Below are 16,262 nucleotides of genomic sequence, written 5' to 3'. Positions count from 1 at the left end.
ATATTGTGGGCATGCCTTCTATCGTCACCTTAATCTCCGGCCGCGGATCTAATTTCGAGGCTATCGTCAAAATGGCTCAAAAAGAGCAATGGCCAGTCACTTTTGCTGGGGTTATAGCGAATCACTCGGCGGCTAAGGGCCTTGATTTTGCTCGCTCGCAGGGCATTCCGGCCTTTACCATTGAACATAAAGAGCATGCAACCCGAGAATCCTTTGATGCCGCCTTAATTGCGCAGATTGATGCCTTAGGGGCTGATTTGGTGGTTCTTGCAGGCTTTATGAGAATTTTGACTCCAGGTTTTATTCGCCATTTTGAGGGTCGCTTGATCAATATCCATCCAGCCTTGTTGCCCGCCTTCCCCGGTTTACATACCCACGAGCGGGCTCTGGAGGCTGGTGTGAAGGAGCATGGTGCCACCGTGCACTTTGTGAATGAGGGTGTGGATGAGGGTCCGATTATTTGTCAGGCCTCAGTTCCAGTGCTGGAAAGTGATGATGCTGACACCTTAGCTGCCCGTGTTTTGGCTGCTGAGCATCAAATTTACCCACGAGCCGTAAAATGGTTCCTTGATGGACGATTGCGAATAGAAGGTAATCAAGTGAAGTTACAACCCCCGGAGTCGCAATTTTTTAAATTATGAGTGCAGAACGTCCACCCCGCAGATCTAGCAGCAGACTAGCCCCACACAAAAGTTACGCGACTAAATCGAAAGATCCGCTGCGTCGTCCTGAGCGTCGCAATGCTAGCGGTAATTTAATTGCGCCAGAAGGTCAAAAGAATTTTTCCAATGCGAAAGCATTGCCGCAGCATGCAATTCATCTTGAGCGTTTACTTCCCGAATTGCTTAGTTTTGAACAGCCGGCTGACCGAGTAGTCAGTCGTTATTTCAGAGAAGAAAAACAACTCGGAAATCGCGATCGTGCTTTGATTGCTGAGAGTGCGTTCGCCATTTTGCGCCGTAAAAATGAGTTCTCTCAATTTGCTTCGAGCGGCGAAGGCTCTCAGCCTAGACGCTTAGCCCTATTGGGTTTGCTGTCCGCTTTATCAGAAGGCGGATTGGGCTCTGCTAATCGTGCAGAGAGCGCTATTGCTGACTTGGCGCACGTTCTTAAGCCCGGTGAATATGAGTGGCTGCAACGTTTTGCAACGGTTGATCCTGCGGCATTAAATCCTCTCGTGCGCAACAATTTGCCAGAGTGGTTGTGGGATGCATTTGGAAAATATCCTGGTGAAGAAGCTCGAGAAGATTTAGCTAGGTCATTAATGCATCCAGCACTGTTAGATTTACGTGCGAACACCATGAAAACCAATCGCGAAGAACTGCTTGTGCAGATGAATGCATTGGGTGGTCGCTATCAAGCAATTCCAACTCCTTATGCGCCTGATGGCGTGCGCATTATGGGCAAACCTGCTCTGCAAAATACTGCTGGTTTTAAAGCGGGTATGTTTGAAGTTCAAGATGAAGGTAGTCAGCTTTTGGCTTACTTGCTCGCACCTAAACGTGGTGAGATGGTTGTCGACTTTTGCGCTGGAGCTGGCGGCAAGACTTTGGCCATCGGAGCGATCATGCGCTCTACAGGGCGTTTGTATGCTTTGGATACATCAGAGCGTCGTTTAGCGAATTTGAAGCCAAGGCAGGCGCGTAGTGGCCTTTCTAATGTGCATCCAGTGTGGATTGATAGTGAGAATGACGCCAAGATCAAACGCTTGGCCGGCAAGATTGATCGTGTCCTAGTGGATGCCCCTTGTAGTGGCATGGGTACCTTACGACGCAATCCCGACCTGAAATGGCGCCAGACCCCTACTGGAGTCTTGGAGCTCAATCAGAAGCAGATGAATATCTTGGCCTCAGCTGCACGCTTGTTAAAACCAGGCGGACGCTTGGTTTATGCCACCTGCAGCCTGTTACCCCAGGAGAATCAAGCCATTGCAGAAGATTTTCTGGCAAAACATCCTCAATTTGAGGCTGTTCCCGCAGCTGAAGTTCTTAAGCCATTGTTTCCTAAGGATAAATTACCGGTAGGTTGTAGTTCGGACAATCCTTGGTGGCAGTTATGGCCCCATATTCATGGAACGGATGGTTTCTTTGGCGCTGTATTCCAAAAGAAAGCTACTGCCCCAGTTACCAAGCTTGAAAAAGACGATGAAAAAGAGATCAAGGTCAAAAACAAGAAGACGCCTAAAGAACTAAAATAGAGTTTTAGACCTCTTTAGGGATTCCCTTTTGAATACAGCTTCAGTTTTTGATTTGCTCCTCCATTGGTTGGCTAATGGATATTTAGATTGGTCATGGTGGAAGATAGTTGTTTTCACTTTGGTAGTGACTCACATCACAATTGCTGCGGTAACCATTTTCTTGCATCGCTGCCAGGCTCACCGAGCTTTGGATCTGCATCCCATTGTTTCTCACTTCTTCCGTTTTTGGCTTTGGCTAACAACCGGTATGGTTACCAAAGAGTGGGCGGCGATTCATCGCAAGCATCACGCTAAATGTGAAACTGTTGATGATCCTCATAGCCCACAGGTTTTGGGTATTAATACAGTGCTCTCTCGTGGCGCAGAACTCTATAAACAAGAAGCAGCCAATCAAGAGACCTTGGATAAGTTTGGTCACGGCACTCCAGATGATTGGATCGAGCACAACATCTACTCCAAGTTTTCTTGGCAGGGCGTTGCCATCATGCTCATCATTGATGTGTTTTTATTTGGCGCGATTGGCCTAACAGTTTGGGCAGTGCAAATGCTTTGGATTCCGATTACTGCGGCCGGCATTATTAACGGTATCGGTCACTATTGGGGCTATCGTAATTTTGATTACGAAGATGCTTCCCGAAATATTGTGCCTTGGGGTATCTTGATTGGTGGCGAAGAGCTACACAATAATCATCACACCTTTGCAACGAGCGCAAAGCTGTCAAACAAATGGTATGAGTTTGATATTGGTTGGATGTATATCCAGATCATGAGTGCAGTTGGCTTGGCTACTGTGAAGAAGACCCCACCTAAGCCGGTACTGAGTGATTTACGTCCTGCCGATCAAAACACTTTAGAGGCCATCATTGCAAACCGCTATGAAATCATGGCGCGTTATAGCAAAACGCTGCGCAACTTCTTTAGTAATGAAGTGCAGCACATGCAGGTCTTGGCATCCCATTTAGGTGATGCTCGCACCTGGTTGGCTAAAGATGAGTCCCGCTTGACCGAGGAAGAGAAAGCAAAGCTTGAGGAGCTCATGGCGAGCAATGCTCAGCTACGCAAGATGATTGAGATGCGCCGCGATCTTCAAGCTATCTGGGGTCGCTCTAATGCCACCAAAGAGCAATTACTTTCTCAGTTGCACGCTTGGTGTCAGCGTGCCGAAGACAGCGGCTTAACAAGTCTGCGTGAGTTCTCTTTGAGATTACGTCGTTACGCCTAAGGGTAAATTGCAAACCAAGCGCTTGGAAGAATTTCTAGGCAATAAAAAACCCGCTACTTCAGCGGGTTTTTTATTGCCTGAAGTAGAAATTACTTCAGCTTTGTTTCTTTGTAAGCAACGTGCTTGCGAATGGTTGGATCGAATTTCATAATCTCCATTTTCTCAGGCTTTGTACGCTTGTTTTTTGAAGTTGTATAGAAGTGACCAGTACCTGCTGATGACTCTAACTTGATTTTTTCTCTGCCGCCTTTAGCCATTTGTGCGCTCCTTAAATTTCGCCACGTGCACGAAGATCAGACAACACAGCATCGATGCCGTTCTTGTCGATAACGCGCAAACCAGCATTGGTTAAGCGCAAGCTAATCCAACGGTTTTCAGATTCAACCCAGAAACGACGATTTTGCAAATTCGGCAAAAAGCGACGCTTCGTTTTATTGTTTGCATGGGATACATTGTTGCCAACCATCGGCTTCTTCCCAGTGACTTGGCAAACTTTTGCCATGACATAACTCCATTAATTGCGAAAAAAGAAGATTGTATCAGTCTCAGCCTATTTTCGGCTAGCCCTAAATGGCTTTGTTTGGGGGGAATTGAGCATAAAGGAGGTATCTAGGTAGAAAATTGCCTATCAAGTTAGCATTTACTATCATTTAAGTCCAATATCCATAAGCCCAGAATCAGAAAAAGAGAAAAAACCGCCGCCACTCACAATACAGTGATCCAGGAGCTGAATATCTACCAGTTGCAAGGCATTTGCTAGTACTTTGGTGAGTTTTTGATCTGCTTCGCTCGGTAATGGATTGCCGCTGGGGTGGTTATGGGCCACGATTAGGGCGCTAGCATTTTTAGCAAGGGCCTCTTTTAGGATTTCACGGGGGTAGATGGCTGTTTGGGCAATAGACCCCCTAAAAAGCTCATCACACTCAATCAAGTGAAGCCGGGAGTCTAAGTAGAGGCACAGAAAGACCTCATGGGGGAGGCGGCCAATTTTGGCCTGTAAAAACTCTCTGACGTGGTTGGGTGATGAAAAGATAGGGTCATGGGTCAAGCCATCCTCTAGACTTCTCTTAACCAGCTCATATGCCGCCTGAATTTGAGACCATTTAGAAAGACCCATGCCATGGAGGCATGTGAATTCTTCGGGAGTGCTGGCTAATAGTCGGGGGAGACTCCCAAAGTGATGCAGTAGATCCTTGGCAAGGGCAACAGCACTTTTGCCCTTAACCCCAACCCGCAAAAAGATGGCAAGTAGTTCTGCATCAGAAAGTGACGCTGCGCCATTTAAGCGCAGTTTTTCTCGAGGCTGCTCATTTTTTGGCCAGCCTGTAATGGGGGAATGCACAGCCAGCGCAGGCCTAGATACAATCACCTTATGACTAAGCTTACTGTTTTGCCTAATTCCTATCTGACCCTCAACTATCGGCTCACTTTGCCCAGTGGGGAGGATTACATCAACACTTTTGTCGATCGTCCTGCGACGGTTTTGATGGGGTCTGGACAATTTGCTCCTTGCTTTGAGAATGTACTGCTAGGTTTAGGTGTTGGTGAGAAAAAAAGTGCACTGCTTGCGCCAGAAGAAAGTTTTGGTGAGCGCAAAGAAGATTTAGTGCAATGGGTATCTTTGAAAGCGCTTAAAGAAGGTCGCGATGACGATGTGGAATTTAATCCTGGGGATGTGATTGAGTTCAATGCACCAGGCGGCGCTCAATACGCAGGTGTACTGCAATCGATTAATGAAGAGGGAGCCTGGTTTGACTTTAATCATCCTTTGGCAGGCAGACCGGTGACTTTTGAAGCAGAGATTGTGGCAATTTTGTAAACCATGAGCGACTTTAATAACCCAGAAATTTTGATGGCTCAGCCGCGGGGTTTTTGCGCGGGTGTAGATCGCGCAATTAATATCGTCAATGAGGCACTCATTCGTTTTGGCGCGCCAATATATGTGCGCCATGAAATTGTGCACAACGCTTATGTAGTCAATGAGTTGCGCGATAAGGGCGCGGTATTTGTAGATGAATTGCATGAGGTTCCCAAAGGCGGCATTGTTGTATTTAGTGCTCATGGCGTTTCTCAGGAAGTGCGCAAGGATGCTGAAGCGCGGGGTTTGCAGGTATATGACGCTACATGCCCCTTGGTTACCAAGGTTCACCTTGAGGTTGTCAAGATGTGTCAAGATGGCTTCACGGTATTGATGATCGGTCACGCTGGACATCCTGAAGTTGAAGGAACGATGGGGCAGGTGAAAGAAGGTGTTTTCTTGATCGAGAAAGTTGGCGATGTGGGTTCTTTGCCTTTCCCGCCCGATGAAAAGATTGCATTTGTTACCCAGACAACACTCTCAGTAGATGAGACAAAAGAAATTGTCGATGCGCTAACGATGAAGTTTCCCAATATTGTTCAGCCCCGTAAGCAAGATATTTGTTATGCCACTCAGAATCGTCAAGATGCTGTGAAATTCATGGCGCCTCAGGTTGAGGTCGTTATTGTCGTGGGAAGTGCGACAAGTTCGAACTCCAATCGCTTGCGTGAGCTTTCTGAAAAGCTCGGTGTTCCGTCTTACATGGTGGATTCACCAGATCAGTTGAAGTCAGAATGGTTCGCTGGAAAAAAACGCGTTGGCTTAACTGCAGGCGCATCGGCTCCAGAGAGCCTTGCGCAATCGATTGTTAGCCGGATTCAGGAATTTGGCCCAAGACACGTTCGGGCACTTGATGGGGTAGTAGAAGAAGTCACTTTTTCTCTACCCAAAAACCTAATTGGGTAGTGTTAGTCGACTTGCTTTAGCAGCTCACGCAGCATATTGCACATCTGACGAATTTCATCATCCGATACATTTAAAGCAGGCATAAAGCGTAACAAGTTCGGTCTTGGTGAATTAATCAGCAGTCCCTCAGGACTACGATCTCTGGCAAGATCAACTAGTTTTGGGCCAATATCTTTTCCAAGCATCAATGCGCGCAGCAATCCTTCGCCACGCTCACCTTCAAGATTAAATTCTGCACAAAGCTTGAGTAATTCAGACTTGAGCAATTCACCTTTAGATTTGACGCTATCTAAAAATCCTGGGGCTAACAGTTGCTCAATGACGCTAATACCAACAGCTGTCATGAGTGGGTTGCCGTTATAGGTCCCACCTTGATCGCCAGGCACAAAGCAAGCTACCGCATCTGTTGCCAATAGGGCTGCTAGAGGAACGCCTCCACCAATACCTTTGCCCAAAGTCATGATGTCTGGCTCTATGCCGTAGTTTTGGTAAGCAAAGAGCGCGCCGGTACGGCCGCAACCAGCCTGTACTTCATCAGCAATTAATAGAATATTATTTTCTTTAGTGAACTTACGTAGTTCACGCATAAATTCTTGAGTAGTTGGAATCACGCCGCCTTCGCCTTGAACAGGTTCAAGCATGACTGCAACGGTTTTGTCGGTCACAAGTTTCTTAACTGACTCTAAATCATTTAAATCCGCTTTAGGAAAGCCCGCTACTTGCGGAGCAAACATCGTGTCCCAGTTTGGCTTTCCAGAAGCGCTCATTGTGGCTAATGTGCGGCCATGAAAGCTGTGATCAAACGTGATGATCTCAAATGCACCAGATTTATTGAGTTGACCCCATTTGCGCGCTAACTTGATCGCACCTTCATTGGCTTCAGCCCCGCTATTGGCAAAGAAGACTTTGTCAAAGCAGCTGTTCTGAGTCAGTAGATTCGATAAGCCAATCATCGGCTCGTTAAAGAATGCCGGACTAGGGTTAATGAGTGTCTTCGCTTGCTTATTGAGCGCTTCAATCATTCCTGGGTTGCAGTGACCTAAGCAGTTAACGGCCCAGCCTTGCAAGAAATCCAAATAGCGTTTCCCATTGTTATCCGTTAGCCATGAACCATTGCCCTCCATCATCACCACCTCTGGGCGCGGTGTAATAAACATGACTGAGTGGGTGTCAATAGTCTGAGTTGGCTTATTCATGCTGATCTGCTTGGCTTAAAAATGAAAAGTAAGGGTTCTAAAGTAATAACTCTATTATCTAACTGAATGGGTTTGCAGGCTCTAGGCTATTGCTAAATCAGCAGCGCTAGTAAATGAGTCGGCAAAGAATTCTTCCTCAGGCAGATGACATTTGGATGAAAAGTCATTTCTGGCGGCATTGACCATCACTGGGGCACCACAAGCATAGACCTGAAAACCCTTCATATCAAGATGGTCAGCCATCACAGCTTGATGGACAAAGCCAGTGCGACCTTGCCAGCCATCCTCCGCAAAGGCGTCTGAAATCACTGGGATGTATTTAAAGTCGGTAATTTCTTTTTCCCAGGTTTTGCACAAATCATCTAAATACAAATCACTAGGGCGACGTCCACCCCAGTACAAATGAATGGGTCGATGAATCTTTTTCACCCGCATTTGTTCGATGATTGATTTGATTGGGGCAAAGCCCGTGCCAGCCGCAACAAAAATAATTGGTTTCTTAGAATCTTCTCTTAAGAAAAAGCTCCCCAAGGGACCCTCAAAACGAAGAATGTCTTTTTCTTTTAATGCGGGCGTGACGGCACCAAACACAAAGTCAGTAAATAGGCCGCCTGGCAAATGACGAATATGCAACTCCAGTGGACCTTCTTGCTCAGGCGCATTGGCGATGGAGTAAGCACGTCGTTGGCCATCCTTAAGGAGAAACTCCAAATACTGCCCAGCCAGGAATTGAAAGCGTTCTGCAGCGGGTAGTTGAAGCTTGAGAATGGCGACATCATCACTGGGTTTGGTAATCGCGTTGACTCGGCAAGGCACCTTGCGAATCGCAATATCGCCCGCTCCTTGGACTTCACGAGCTTCAATCAGCAGGTCTGATTGGGGATGGGAGCAACAAAACAGAATGCCACCCGCAGTCTCATCGGCCTTGCTCAGGGCGCTTTCACTATGCTGACCATGGATCACTTGACCTTCTAAAACTTTACCTTTGCAAGAGCCACAAGCACCATTTTTGCAGCCATACGGTAGATTGATGCCTTGGCGAAGAGCGGCATCCAGAAGATTTTCATCTGGATTGACGGTAAATTGTTTGCCGCTCGTTTTGAGCGTGACCTGATGAGACACTCTCATTCCTTTCAATAAATCGTTACGATGTTACTTATGCAATCTTTTGGTAAGCCTTCAATCCTGATTATTGGCTGCGGAGACATCGGTCTTCGGGTAGCTAAACAACTTTCGCGAAGCCACCGTGTCTTTGCGCTTACCTCTCAACAAAATCGCTTTCAGGAGCTGAGGGCGGTTGGCGCGATTCCTATTTTGGGTAATCTGGATCATCCAGAGTCTTTATGGCGCCTCAGTGGTTTAGCTCAAACCGTCATTCATCTAGCGCCACCGCAAAATGGGGGAAATCGTGATTGCCGAACCCGCAACCTTCTCCGAATTTTAGCCCAAGGCTCCAATGCCGTCAGGCGCCTGATTTATATCAGCACCACCGGTGTTTACGGTGATCACGGGGGTGGAAAGGTGAGTGAGGCTACCCCAGTAAACCCCCAAAGTGAGCGTGCGCAAAGAAGGGTGGATGCTGAAAGGATTCTCCGTTTATGGGCACCCGCCCATGGAGTGGCTTTGACGATTCTGCGCGTTCCTGGCATTTATGCGGCTGACCGCTTGCCGATTGAGCGACTTCAGGCGAAAACGCCTGCATTACTGCCAGAAGAGGATGCTTATTCGAATCACATTCATAGCGATGATTTAGCGAGGCTAGTCTGCGCAGCGGTCTACCATGGCAAGCCTCAGCGCATCATTAATGCCTGTGATGGCGGCGAGACCAAAATGGGTGATTACTTTGATGAAGTGGCGGATGCATTTGGCTTGGAAAGACCAGTTAGATTGCCTGGCAGCGAGTTGCAGAAAATTGTTAGCCCGATGCTTTGGTCCTTTATGCGCGAGTCACGCAGGGTTACCAATCAGCGCCTACCGGAATTAAAAACACCACTACGCTATCCCAGCGTAGGACATTTTCTGAAAACTATTTCCAAGAATCCTTGAGGCTAACCGTACGGTTGAATACTGGCTTGCCAGATTTGGAGTCATTTTTGTCGGCGACAAAGTAGCCGTGACGCTCAAACTGGAATTGATCTTCTGCTTTGGCATCTTTTATGCAGGGTTCTAAGTAAGCAGCAATTGTTTGCTTTGAATTTGGATTGATCGATTCTAAGAAATTCTTGTCACCACTATCTGGGTGGGGGTCGCTAAACAGATGATCGTATAGACGCACTTCTGCAGGAATCGCTTCAGCCGCGCTGATCCAGTGAATATTGCCCTTGACCTTGTAGTTATTGGAGCCAGCAGTGCCACTCTTGCTATCGGGAAAGTGTGTCACGTTGACTTGGGTGACATTCCCTTGTGCATCGGTTTCAAAACCAGTGCATTCCACTACAAAGCCATGGCGTAAGCGAACGCGGCTACCAGGCTGGTCTCCAATTGGTGGATAAAGTCTGAAGAATCCCTTGATAGGCTCTTTCATAAAGTCATCCGCCTCAATCCACAGTTCGCGTGTGAAATGAAATTCACGATTGCCCCACTCTGGATGATTAGGATGGCGCGGTGCAGAGCAAGCTTCTTTTGCTGAGGCATCAAAGTTTTCAACGACGAGCTTGAGTGGCTTGAGCACTGCAGTAGCACGTGGAGCTCTGACTTCTAGATCATCACGTAATGCTTGATCAAGGGTGCTCATATCAATCCAGCTATCAGCTTTAGAGACGCCAATGCGCTCGCAGAACAAACGAATACTTTCAGGGGTGTAGCCACGACGACGGATGCCTACGATGGTTGGCATCCGCGGGTCATCCCAACCCTCAACATGCTTTTCTTCTACAAGCTGCAGTAACTTACGTTTACTGGTGATGGTGTAGGTCAGGTTGAGGCGTGCGAACTCATATTGATGTGGTACCGGGTCTTTAAAGACACCCAATTCTTTTAATGAATTCACAATCCAATCGTACAAGGGACGATTGTTCTCGAACTCTAGCGTGCAGATGGAGTGAGAGACATTCTCTAATGCGTCAGAGATGCAATGTGTGAAGTCATATAAAGGGTAAATGCACCATTTGCTGCCCGTGCGGTGGTGATCGGTATGGCGGATACGGTAAACCACGGGATCACGCATCACAATGTTGGGATGCGCCATGTCAATTTTCAGGCGCAGTACATGCTCGCCATCTTTGAACTTCCCATCACGCATTTCGCGGAATAAGGAGAGATTTTCTTCTGGGCTACGATCGCGGTAAGGGCTATTTTTTCCAGCTTGGCTAAAGTTACCTCGATTGGTATGAATGTCATCAGGACTTTGGCTATCGACATATGCTTTGCCATTCTGAATCAAGATTTCAGCAAACTCATAGAGTTTGTCAAAGTAGTCGCTTGCGTGATAAAGATGGGTTCCCCAATCAAAACCTAGCCACTTCACTGCATCCAAAATGCTGTCGGCGTATTCCACATCCTCTTTAACTGGGTTGGTGTCATCTAGACGCATATTGCAGCGCGCACCCCCAGCTTGATTGTTGTAATCAGCAGCTAATCCAAAGTTCAGGCAAATGCTTTTAGCGTGACCAATATGTAAGTAGCCATTAGGCTCTGGTGGAAAGCGGGTGATGATCGATGGGATAGGCTCCCCAGCTAAATTGGTGCGCTGTGCAAAAGCCCCACTTGCCAAATCATGATCGATGATCTGGCGCAAGAAATTAGACGGTTCGGCTATAGCGCCGGTATTTGCTTTGGAAGGTTTGCTATCTTGGGACATAGCCACATTGTAGAGAAAACCCCCAGCCCATAAAGAAAAAGCCCGCAAACAGCTGCGGGCTCGTTTCTGTGAGGCGTAAAACTATCAGTCTTCGACGAATGCCTCTTCGCGAGTCTTCTTAACCGCAGGCAGGGCCACGATCACCACCAAGAGGGCTGCTGCAATGAGCAATCCCAAGGAGAGTGGGCGAGTCAAGAAGGTAGTGAAATCACCACGGGAAAGTAATAACGCGCGGCGGAAGTTCTCTTCCATCATTGGTCCAAGTACGAAGCCCAAAAGCAATGGAGGCGGTTCGCAACCCAGTTTGAAGAAGAGGTAACCAATGATGCCGAAGGCAGCGGTCACATATACGTCAAATACAGTGTTGTTTACGGTATAGACACCGATACAGCAGAAAACCAGAATGGCTGGGTACATGAAGCGATAAGGAATCTTTAGTAACTTTACCCAGATACCAATCAGGGGCAAGTTCAAGAGAATCAACATGACGTTTCCAATCCACATGGAAGCGATCAGACCCCAGAACAAGGCTGGGTTACTGGTCATTACTTGAGGACCTGGTTGAATGTTGTGAATAGTCATTGCGCCAACCATCAATGCCATCACTGCGTTTGGTGGGATACCCAAAGTCAACAATGGAATGAATGAGGTTTGAGCGGCAGCATTGTTAGCTGATTCAGGACCAGCAACACCTTCAATGGCGCCTTTACCGAACTCATGGCTGTACTTAGATGATTTTTTCTCAACAGAGTAAGCGCCAAAAGCAGCAAGTGCTGCGCCACCGCCCGGTAGGATACCTAGAATCGAACCAATCGTTGTGCCGCGCAAGATGGAGGGAATCATGCGCTTGACATCTTCCTTTGTAGGAATCATCGTGGTCATTTTGTTAAGGAAGCCTTCGTCCTCATCGGTTTTCTCAAGGTTACCCATGATCTCTGCGAAACCAAAGACACCCATCGCAACTGCAACGAAGCCAATACCATCGCTCAACTCAGGAATATCAAACGCATAACGCGAAACACCAGAGTTAACGTCAGTGCCGATCAAGCCCATTAGAAGGCCCAAGACGATCATGCCAATCGCTTTGATCAAAGAGCCGGATGCCAACACAACTGCGCCGATCAAACCGAGAACCATGAGGGAGAAGTATTCTGCTGGACCAAACTTAAATGCCAGCTGTGAGAGTGGTGCAGCAAAAGCGGCCAACACTAAAGTTGCCACGCAACCCGCAAAGAATGAACCCATGCCGGCAGTGAACAATGCAACACCAGCTCGACCATTTCTGGCCATTTGGTAGCCATCGATCGCCGTCACCACCGAGGACGTCTCTCCTGGGATGTTCAACAGAATTGCTGTTGTAGAGCCGCCGTACTGTGAGCCGTAGTAAATACCAGCCAACATAATCAATGCTGCGATTGGAGGCAAGGCATAAGTAGCTGGCAACAGCATTGCAATCGTGGCGATTGGACCTAAGCCTGGCAGTACACCAATCAGGGTTCCCAATACGCAGCCGATCAGGCAGTAAAGAAGATTTTGTAATGTAAACGCGGTATCGAAACCGAGAGCTAAATTAGCAAATAAGTCCATTTTCAGTATCCCGGTACGTTATTGAAGAAAGAAAGGCAGTAATGGGAACTGTAATTTCAGACCCAAAACGAATACCGAATAAGTGAAAACAATTAGAAATGTGGCATTGATTAAAGTGCCTTTCCAATGAAATTCATGACTTGCGCTGGCTGACATAAACACCAAAACGAACACGGCTACGATAAAACCCATCGTTGGCAAAAGGACGCCGTATGCAATGACAGATCCTGTAATGAGGCCAATGACCTTCCAATTGAAAGGAGGGATTTTTTCAATCGCTGCTTTAGCGCTGAGTGACTTCACTAGGATGAGTAAACCCAAGGCTGTCATGACTATGCCGAGCCAGAAGGGAAAGTATCCAGGACCCATTTTGGCCGCAGTTCCCATTGGATACTGGGTAGCCATGAAGGTGAAAAAGAGACCAATGACCATATACATTAGGCCAGCCCCAAAATCTTTTTGATTGCGGATTTCCAAGTTGCGCTCCTTAATTACCGACTTATTTGTCGATTTATTGATGTTGAGCGATTGTAAGGCAGGATATGGGGATCTTGTCTAGGGTTTGCCCTAGAGAGGTGCCAATGCGATAATTATTGCCATGAAAGTCTCCCAAATTCGCCAGGCCTATCTGGACTTCTTTGCCCAAAAAGGTCACCAAATCGTCCCTTCCAGCCCAGTAGTGCCGGGGGATGACCCAACCCTGCTATTTACTAATGCAGGCATGAATCAATTTAAAGATGTGTTTTTGGGCTTCGATAAGCGCCCATATAACCGCGCGACGACTGCCCAGAAGTGCATCCGGGCCGGTGGAAAGCACAACGATTTGGATAACGTTGGATACACCGCGCGTCACCATACCTTTTTTGAAATGCTGGGAAATTTCTCTTTTGGAGATTATTTCAAGAAGGACGCTATTCAATTTGCCTGGGATTTATTGACCCAAGTTTTCAAGTTGCCAAAAGAAAAGCTCCTAGTCACTGTCTATGCTGAAGATGACGAAGCTTATGAGATTTGGAATAAACAAATCGGGGTTCCTGCCGATCGCATTATTCGCATTGGAGACAACAAAGGCGCGCGTTACGCATCAGATAATTTTTGGATGATGGGTGACACAGGCCCTTGTGGACCTTGTACTGAAATTTTCTACGATCACGGTGAACATATTCCTGGTGGCCCTCCTGGAAGTCCTGATGAAGATGGTGATCGCTTCATCGAAATTTGGAATAACGTCTTCATGCAGTACAACCGCGACGAGGCCGGTGTAATGCATCCGCTACCTAAACCTAGCGTTGATACAGGCATGGGTCTTGAGCGCATTGCAGCAGTCTTGCAGCATGTTCACTCCAATTATGAGATCGACCTCTTCGTCAATCTCCTTAAGGCTTCTAAGGACGCGGTGGATGCGGCGGGTGGTGAAAACTGTGATGCACAAAGTCCTTCATTAAAGGTCATTGCTGACCACATCCGCGCATGTAGTTTCATTGTGGTCGATGGCGTCATTCCAGGTAACGCTGGTCGTGGTTATGTATTACGCCGCATTGCACGTCGCGCGATTCGTCACGGTTATAAGCTGGGTGCACGTAAACCATTCTTCTATCAGTTGGTTCCTGCGCTCGTTAAAGAGATGGGCGAAGCCTATCCGGAGTTGCGCGCCGCACAAGATAAAGTCAGCGAAGTTATTAAGCAAGAAGAAGAGCGCTTCTTCCAAACGATTGCCAATGGCATGGAAATTTTGGATGGTGCTTTAGCTGGCGGCGCAAAAGTAGTCGACGGAGAAACTGCTTTCCGCTTGCATGACACTTTTGGTTTCCCATTAGATCTAACGGCTGACGTTTGTCGTGAACGTGACGTTACTGTTGATGCCGAAGGTTTTGAAGTAGCGATGCAGAAGCAACGTGATCAAGCAAGAGCTGCAGGCAAATTCAAGGTAGCTCAGGGCCTGGATTACAAAGGCAAGCCTACGCAATTTCATGGTTATGACACCTTAAAGCATGAGGGTGCCAAAGTAACTGCGCTCTATGTGGATGGTTCATCAGTTCAGTCCGTTAAGGCGGGTGATGCTGCCGTGATTGTTTTGGATAACACCCCTTTCTATGCTGAATCTGGTGGCCAAGTAGGTGACAAGGGCGAGCTGCGCAACGACAGTATTCGTTTTGCCGTAGAGGATACTTTCAAGATTCAGGCCGATGTATTTGGTCATCAGGGAGAAGTGCTTGAGGGCGAGCTCAAAGTAGGCGATGCAATCAATGCATTGGTAGACGCCCAGCAAAGAAACGATACGATGCGTAACCACAGCGCTACTCATATTTTGCATAAAGCCTTACGTGAAGTATTAGGTGATCATGTCCAACAAAAGGGTTCATTGGTGGATGCCACTAAGACCCGTTTTGACTTTACGCACAATGCGCCTATTACGGCCGAGCAAATTCGTCTCATTGAAGATATCGTAAATCAAGAGATTCTGGAAAATACCGCAACCTCAGGCAAAGTCATGTCTTTGGATGATGCGCAAAAGACTGGCGCCATGATGTTGTTTGGTGAGAAGTACGGCGATGAAGTGCGTGTGCTGGAGATCGGCTCTTCTAAAGAGCTCTGTGGTGGCACTCACGTAGGTCGCACCGGCGATATCGGTAGCTTGAAGATTGTTTCTGAAAGTGGTGTTGCCGCTGGTATCCGCCGCGTTGAGGCTGTGACCGGCAATAACGCGCTGCATTTCTTGCAAGGTTTAGAAGACAAGATCAATGAAGCTGCGGCGATTCTCAAAACCCATCCTGGTGATTTGGTTAATCGCGTTGCGCAACTTCAAGAAAGCCTGCGTCAAGCTGAACGCGAATTAGAAAAAGTGAACTCTAAGTTGGCGGCAAGTCAAGGTGATGAGTTAGCTGGCCAGGCTATTGATGTGAATGGCATCAAAGTCCTTGCTGCTCGACTTGATGGTGCTGATGCTGGCGTGCTTCGTGAGACGATGGATGCTCTCAAGGCAAAGTTGAAAACCGCTGCCATTGTATTGGCCTCAGTGCAGGGCGATAAGGTGAGTTTAATTGCGGGCGTTACTGCTGATTCGATTGGCAAAGTTAAGGCAGGGGATCTCGTGAACTTTGTTGCTCAACAAGTAGGCGGTAAAGGTGGCGGTAAACCAGAAATGGCGATGGCCGGCGGAACTGATCCTAGTAAGCTGGGTGCGGCCTTGGACGGTGTTAAAGACTGGGTAGCAAGCAAATGAGTGAACCAGTGAATATTGCTTTTAATGCAGAGGTAGACGCGATTGGGATGAACTGCCCATTGCCTATCTTGCGTACTAAAAAAGCATTGGCAACGATGCAGTCAGGTGAGGTCTTAAAGATTAAGGCAACCGATGCGGGCGCCGCTCATGACTTCCCTGCATTTGCCAAGCAAACTGGCAATGAGTTGCTTGCAAGCACTACAGAGGGTGATGTACTGGTTTTCTTTATGAGGCGCAGATAAGAAAAATTCTGACGCTCATACCTCTTGGTAAG

Annotated in this window: 16 protein-coding genes; 8 read left to right on the top strand and 8 right to left on the bottom strand. The window is 47.5% G+C overall.

The window, feature by feature from the left end; all coding sequences use genetic code 11:
• Nucleotides 1-11 precede the first annotated feature (11 nt).
• Genes purN through ICN44_RS03235 form a run of 3 tightly spaced genes read left to right on the top strand, consistent with a single transcriptional unit; the run spans nucleotide 12 to nucleotide 3,419 of the window.
• Nucleotides 12-641, top strand: a complete 630-nt coding sequence (gene purN, locus ICN44_RS03245; RefSeq protein WP_072582842.1) for a phosphoribosylglycinamide formyltransferase — start codon at nucleotides 12-14, stop codon at nucleotides 639-641.
• Nucleotides 638-2,197 (top strand): RsmB/NOP family class I SAM-dependent RNA methyltransferase, encoded by a 1,560-nt coding sequence (locus ICN44_RS03240; RefSeq protein WP_216262691.1) that lies wholly within the window; start codon nucleotides 638-640, stop codon nucleotides 2,195-2,197. Before purN ends, ICN44_RS03240 begins: the two co-directional genes overlap by 4 nt.
• A gap of 28 nt (nucleotides 2,198-2,225) precedes the next feature.
• Nucleotides 2,226-3,419, top strand: a complete 1,194-nt coding sequence (locus ICN44_RS03235) for a fatty acid desaturase (protein ID WP_216262690.1) — start codon at nucleotides 2,226-2,228, stop codon at nucleotides 3,417-3,419.
• Nucleotides 3,420-3,508: 89 nt separating this feature from the next.
• Here ICN44_RS03235 and rpmG read toward each other — a convergent pair whose 3' ends face one another.
• The 3 genes from rpmG to radC form a co-directional block, all read right to left on the bottom strand.
• The gene (rpmG, locus tag ICN44_RS03230; protein WP_015421876.1) at nucleotides 3,509-3,676 is read right to left on the bottom strand and encodes a 50S ribosomal protein L33; all 168 of its coding nucleotides are present in this window, start codon (nucleotides 3,674-3,676) and stop codon (nucleotides 3,509-3,511) included.
• An 11-nt stretch (nucleotides 3,677-3,687) separates the two neighbouring features.
• A complete protein-coding gene (gene rpmB, locus ICN44_RS03225) occupies nucleotides 3,688-3,921 on the bottom strand; it encodes a 50S ribosomal protein L28 (RefSeq protein WP_011903570.1) in 234 nt (77 codons plus the stop codon).
• A 144-nt stretch (nucleotides 3,922-4,065) separates the two neighbouring features.
• On the bottom strand, nucleotides 4,066-4,788 hold the full coding sequence (gene radC / locus ICN44_RS03220) for a DNA repair protein RadC (RefSeq protein ID WP_216262689.1): 723 nt from the start codon (nucleotides 4,786-4,788) through the stop codon (nucleotides 4,066-4,068).
• 3 nt (nucleotides 4,789-4,791) lie between these two features.
• Here radC and ICN44_RS03215 point away from each other — a divergent pair, with 3 nt between their 5' ends.
• Both ICN44_RS03215 and ispH read left to right on the top strand, forming a co-directional pair.
• Nucleotides 4,792-5,238 (top strand): peptidylprolyl isomerase, encoded by a 447-nt coding sequence (locus tag ICN44_RS03215; RefSeq protein ID WP_072582845.1) that lies wholly within the window; start codon nucleotides 4,792-4,794, stop codon nucleotides 5,236-5,238.
• Nucleotides 5,239-5,241: 3 nt separating this feature from the next.
• Nucleotides 5,242-6,183, top strand: a complete 942-nt coding sequence (gene ispH, locus ICN44_RS03210; RefSeq protein ID WP_216262688.1) for a 4-hydroxy-3-methylbut-2-enyl diphosphate reductase — start codon at nucleotides 5,242-5,244, stop codon at nucleotides 6,181-6,183.
• Nucleotides 6,184-6,185: 2 nt separating this feature from the next.
• Here the strand turns inward: ispH and ICN44_RS03205 are convergent, their stop codons facing one another.
• Nucleotides 6,186-7,379, bottom strand: coding sequence for an acetylornithine transaminase (locus ICN44_RS03205; RefSeq protein WP_216262687.1), 1,194 nt, complete (start codon nucleotides 7,377-7,379; stop codon nucleotides 6,186-6,188).
• A gap of 81 nt (nucleotides 7,380-7,460) precedes the next feature.
• Nucleotides 7,461-8,501, bottom strand: a complete 1,041-nt coding sequence (locus ICN44_RS03200) for a 2Fe-2S iron-sulfur cluster-binding protein (protein WP_216262686.1) — start codon at nucleotides 8,499-8,501, stop codon at nucleotides 7,461-7,463.
• A gap of 27 nt (nucleotides 8,502-8,528) precedes the next feature.
• Between ICN44_RS03200 and ICN44_RS03195 the strand changes: the two genes are divergently transcribed.
• Nucleotides 8,529-9,425 (top strand): SDR family oxidoreductase, encoded by an 897-nt coding sequence (locus ICN44_RS03195; protein ID WP_255537370.1) that lies wholly within the window; start codon nucleotides 8,529-8,531, stop codon nucleotides 9,423-9,425.
• Here the strand turns inward: ICN44_RS03195 and ICN44_RS03190 are convergent.
• The 3 genes from ICN44_RS03190 to ICN44_RS03180 all read right to left on the bottom strand — a co-directional run bounded on the left by ICN44_RS03190 (nucleotide 9,406) and on the right by ICN44_RS03180 (nucleotide 13,242).
• On the bottom strand, nucleotides 9,406-11,178 hold the full coding sequence (locus ICN44_RS03190) for a glutamine--tRNA ligase/YqeY domain fusion protein (RefSeq protein WP_216262685.1): 1,773 nt from the start codon (nucleotides 11,176-11,178) through the stop codon (nucleotides 9,406-9,408). The two genes, ICN44_RS03195 and ICN44_RS03190, sit on opposite strands and share 20 nt — an antisense overlap.
• Before the next feature lie 84 nt (nucleotides 11,179-11,262).
• Nucleotides 11,263-12,765 (bottom strand): tripartite tricarboxylate transporter permease, encoded by a 1,503-nt coding sequence (locus tag ICN44_RS03185; protein WP_216262684.1) that lies wholly within the window; start codon nucleotides 12,763-12,765, stop codon nucleotides 11,263-11,265.
• Between the two features lie 18 nt (nucleotides 12,766-12,783).
• A complete protein-coding gene (locus tag ICN44_RS03180) occupies nucleotides 12,784-13,242 on the bottom strand; it encodes a tripartite tricarboxylate transporter TctB family protein (protein WP_216262683.1) in 459 nt (152 codons plus the stop codon).
• 121 nt (nucleotides 13,243-13,363) lie between these two features.
• Here ICN44_RS03180 and alaS point away from each other — a divergent pair, with 121 nt between their 5' ends.
• Nucleotides 13,364-15,988: an alanine--tRNA ligase gene (gene alaS, locus ICN44_RS03175; RefSeq protein ID WP_216262682.1), complete on the top strand. Its 2,625-nt coding sequence runs from the start codon at nucleotides 13,364-13,366 to the stop codon at nucleotides 15,986-15,988.
• Nucleotides 15,985-16,230 carry a sulfurtransferase TusA family protein gene (locus ICN44_RS03170; RefSeq protein WP_216860449.1) on the top strand — a complete coding sequence of 82 codons (246 nt, stop codon included), beginning with the start codon at nucleotides 15,985-15,987 and terminating at the stop codon, nucleotides 16,228-16,230. The genes alaS and ICN44_RS03170 overlap by 4 nt, the downstream gene beginning before the upstream one ends.
• Nucleotides 16,231-16,262 lie beyond the last annotated feature (32 nt).

Origin of the sequence: Polynucleobacter sp. JS-Fieb-80-E5 (assembly GCF_018882015.1) — a bacterium.
Taxonomy (GTDB): domain Bacteria; phylum Pseudomonadota; class Gammaproteobacteria; order Burkholderiales; family Burkholderiaceae; genus Polynucleobacter.
Note: the sequence above shows the minus strand (reverse complement) of the source record. Positions and strands in the feature narration are given on the sequence as shown.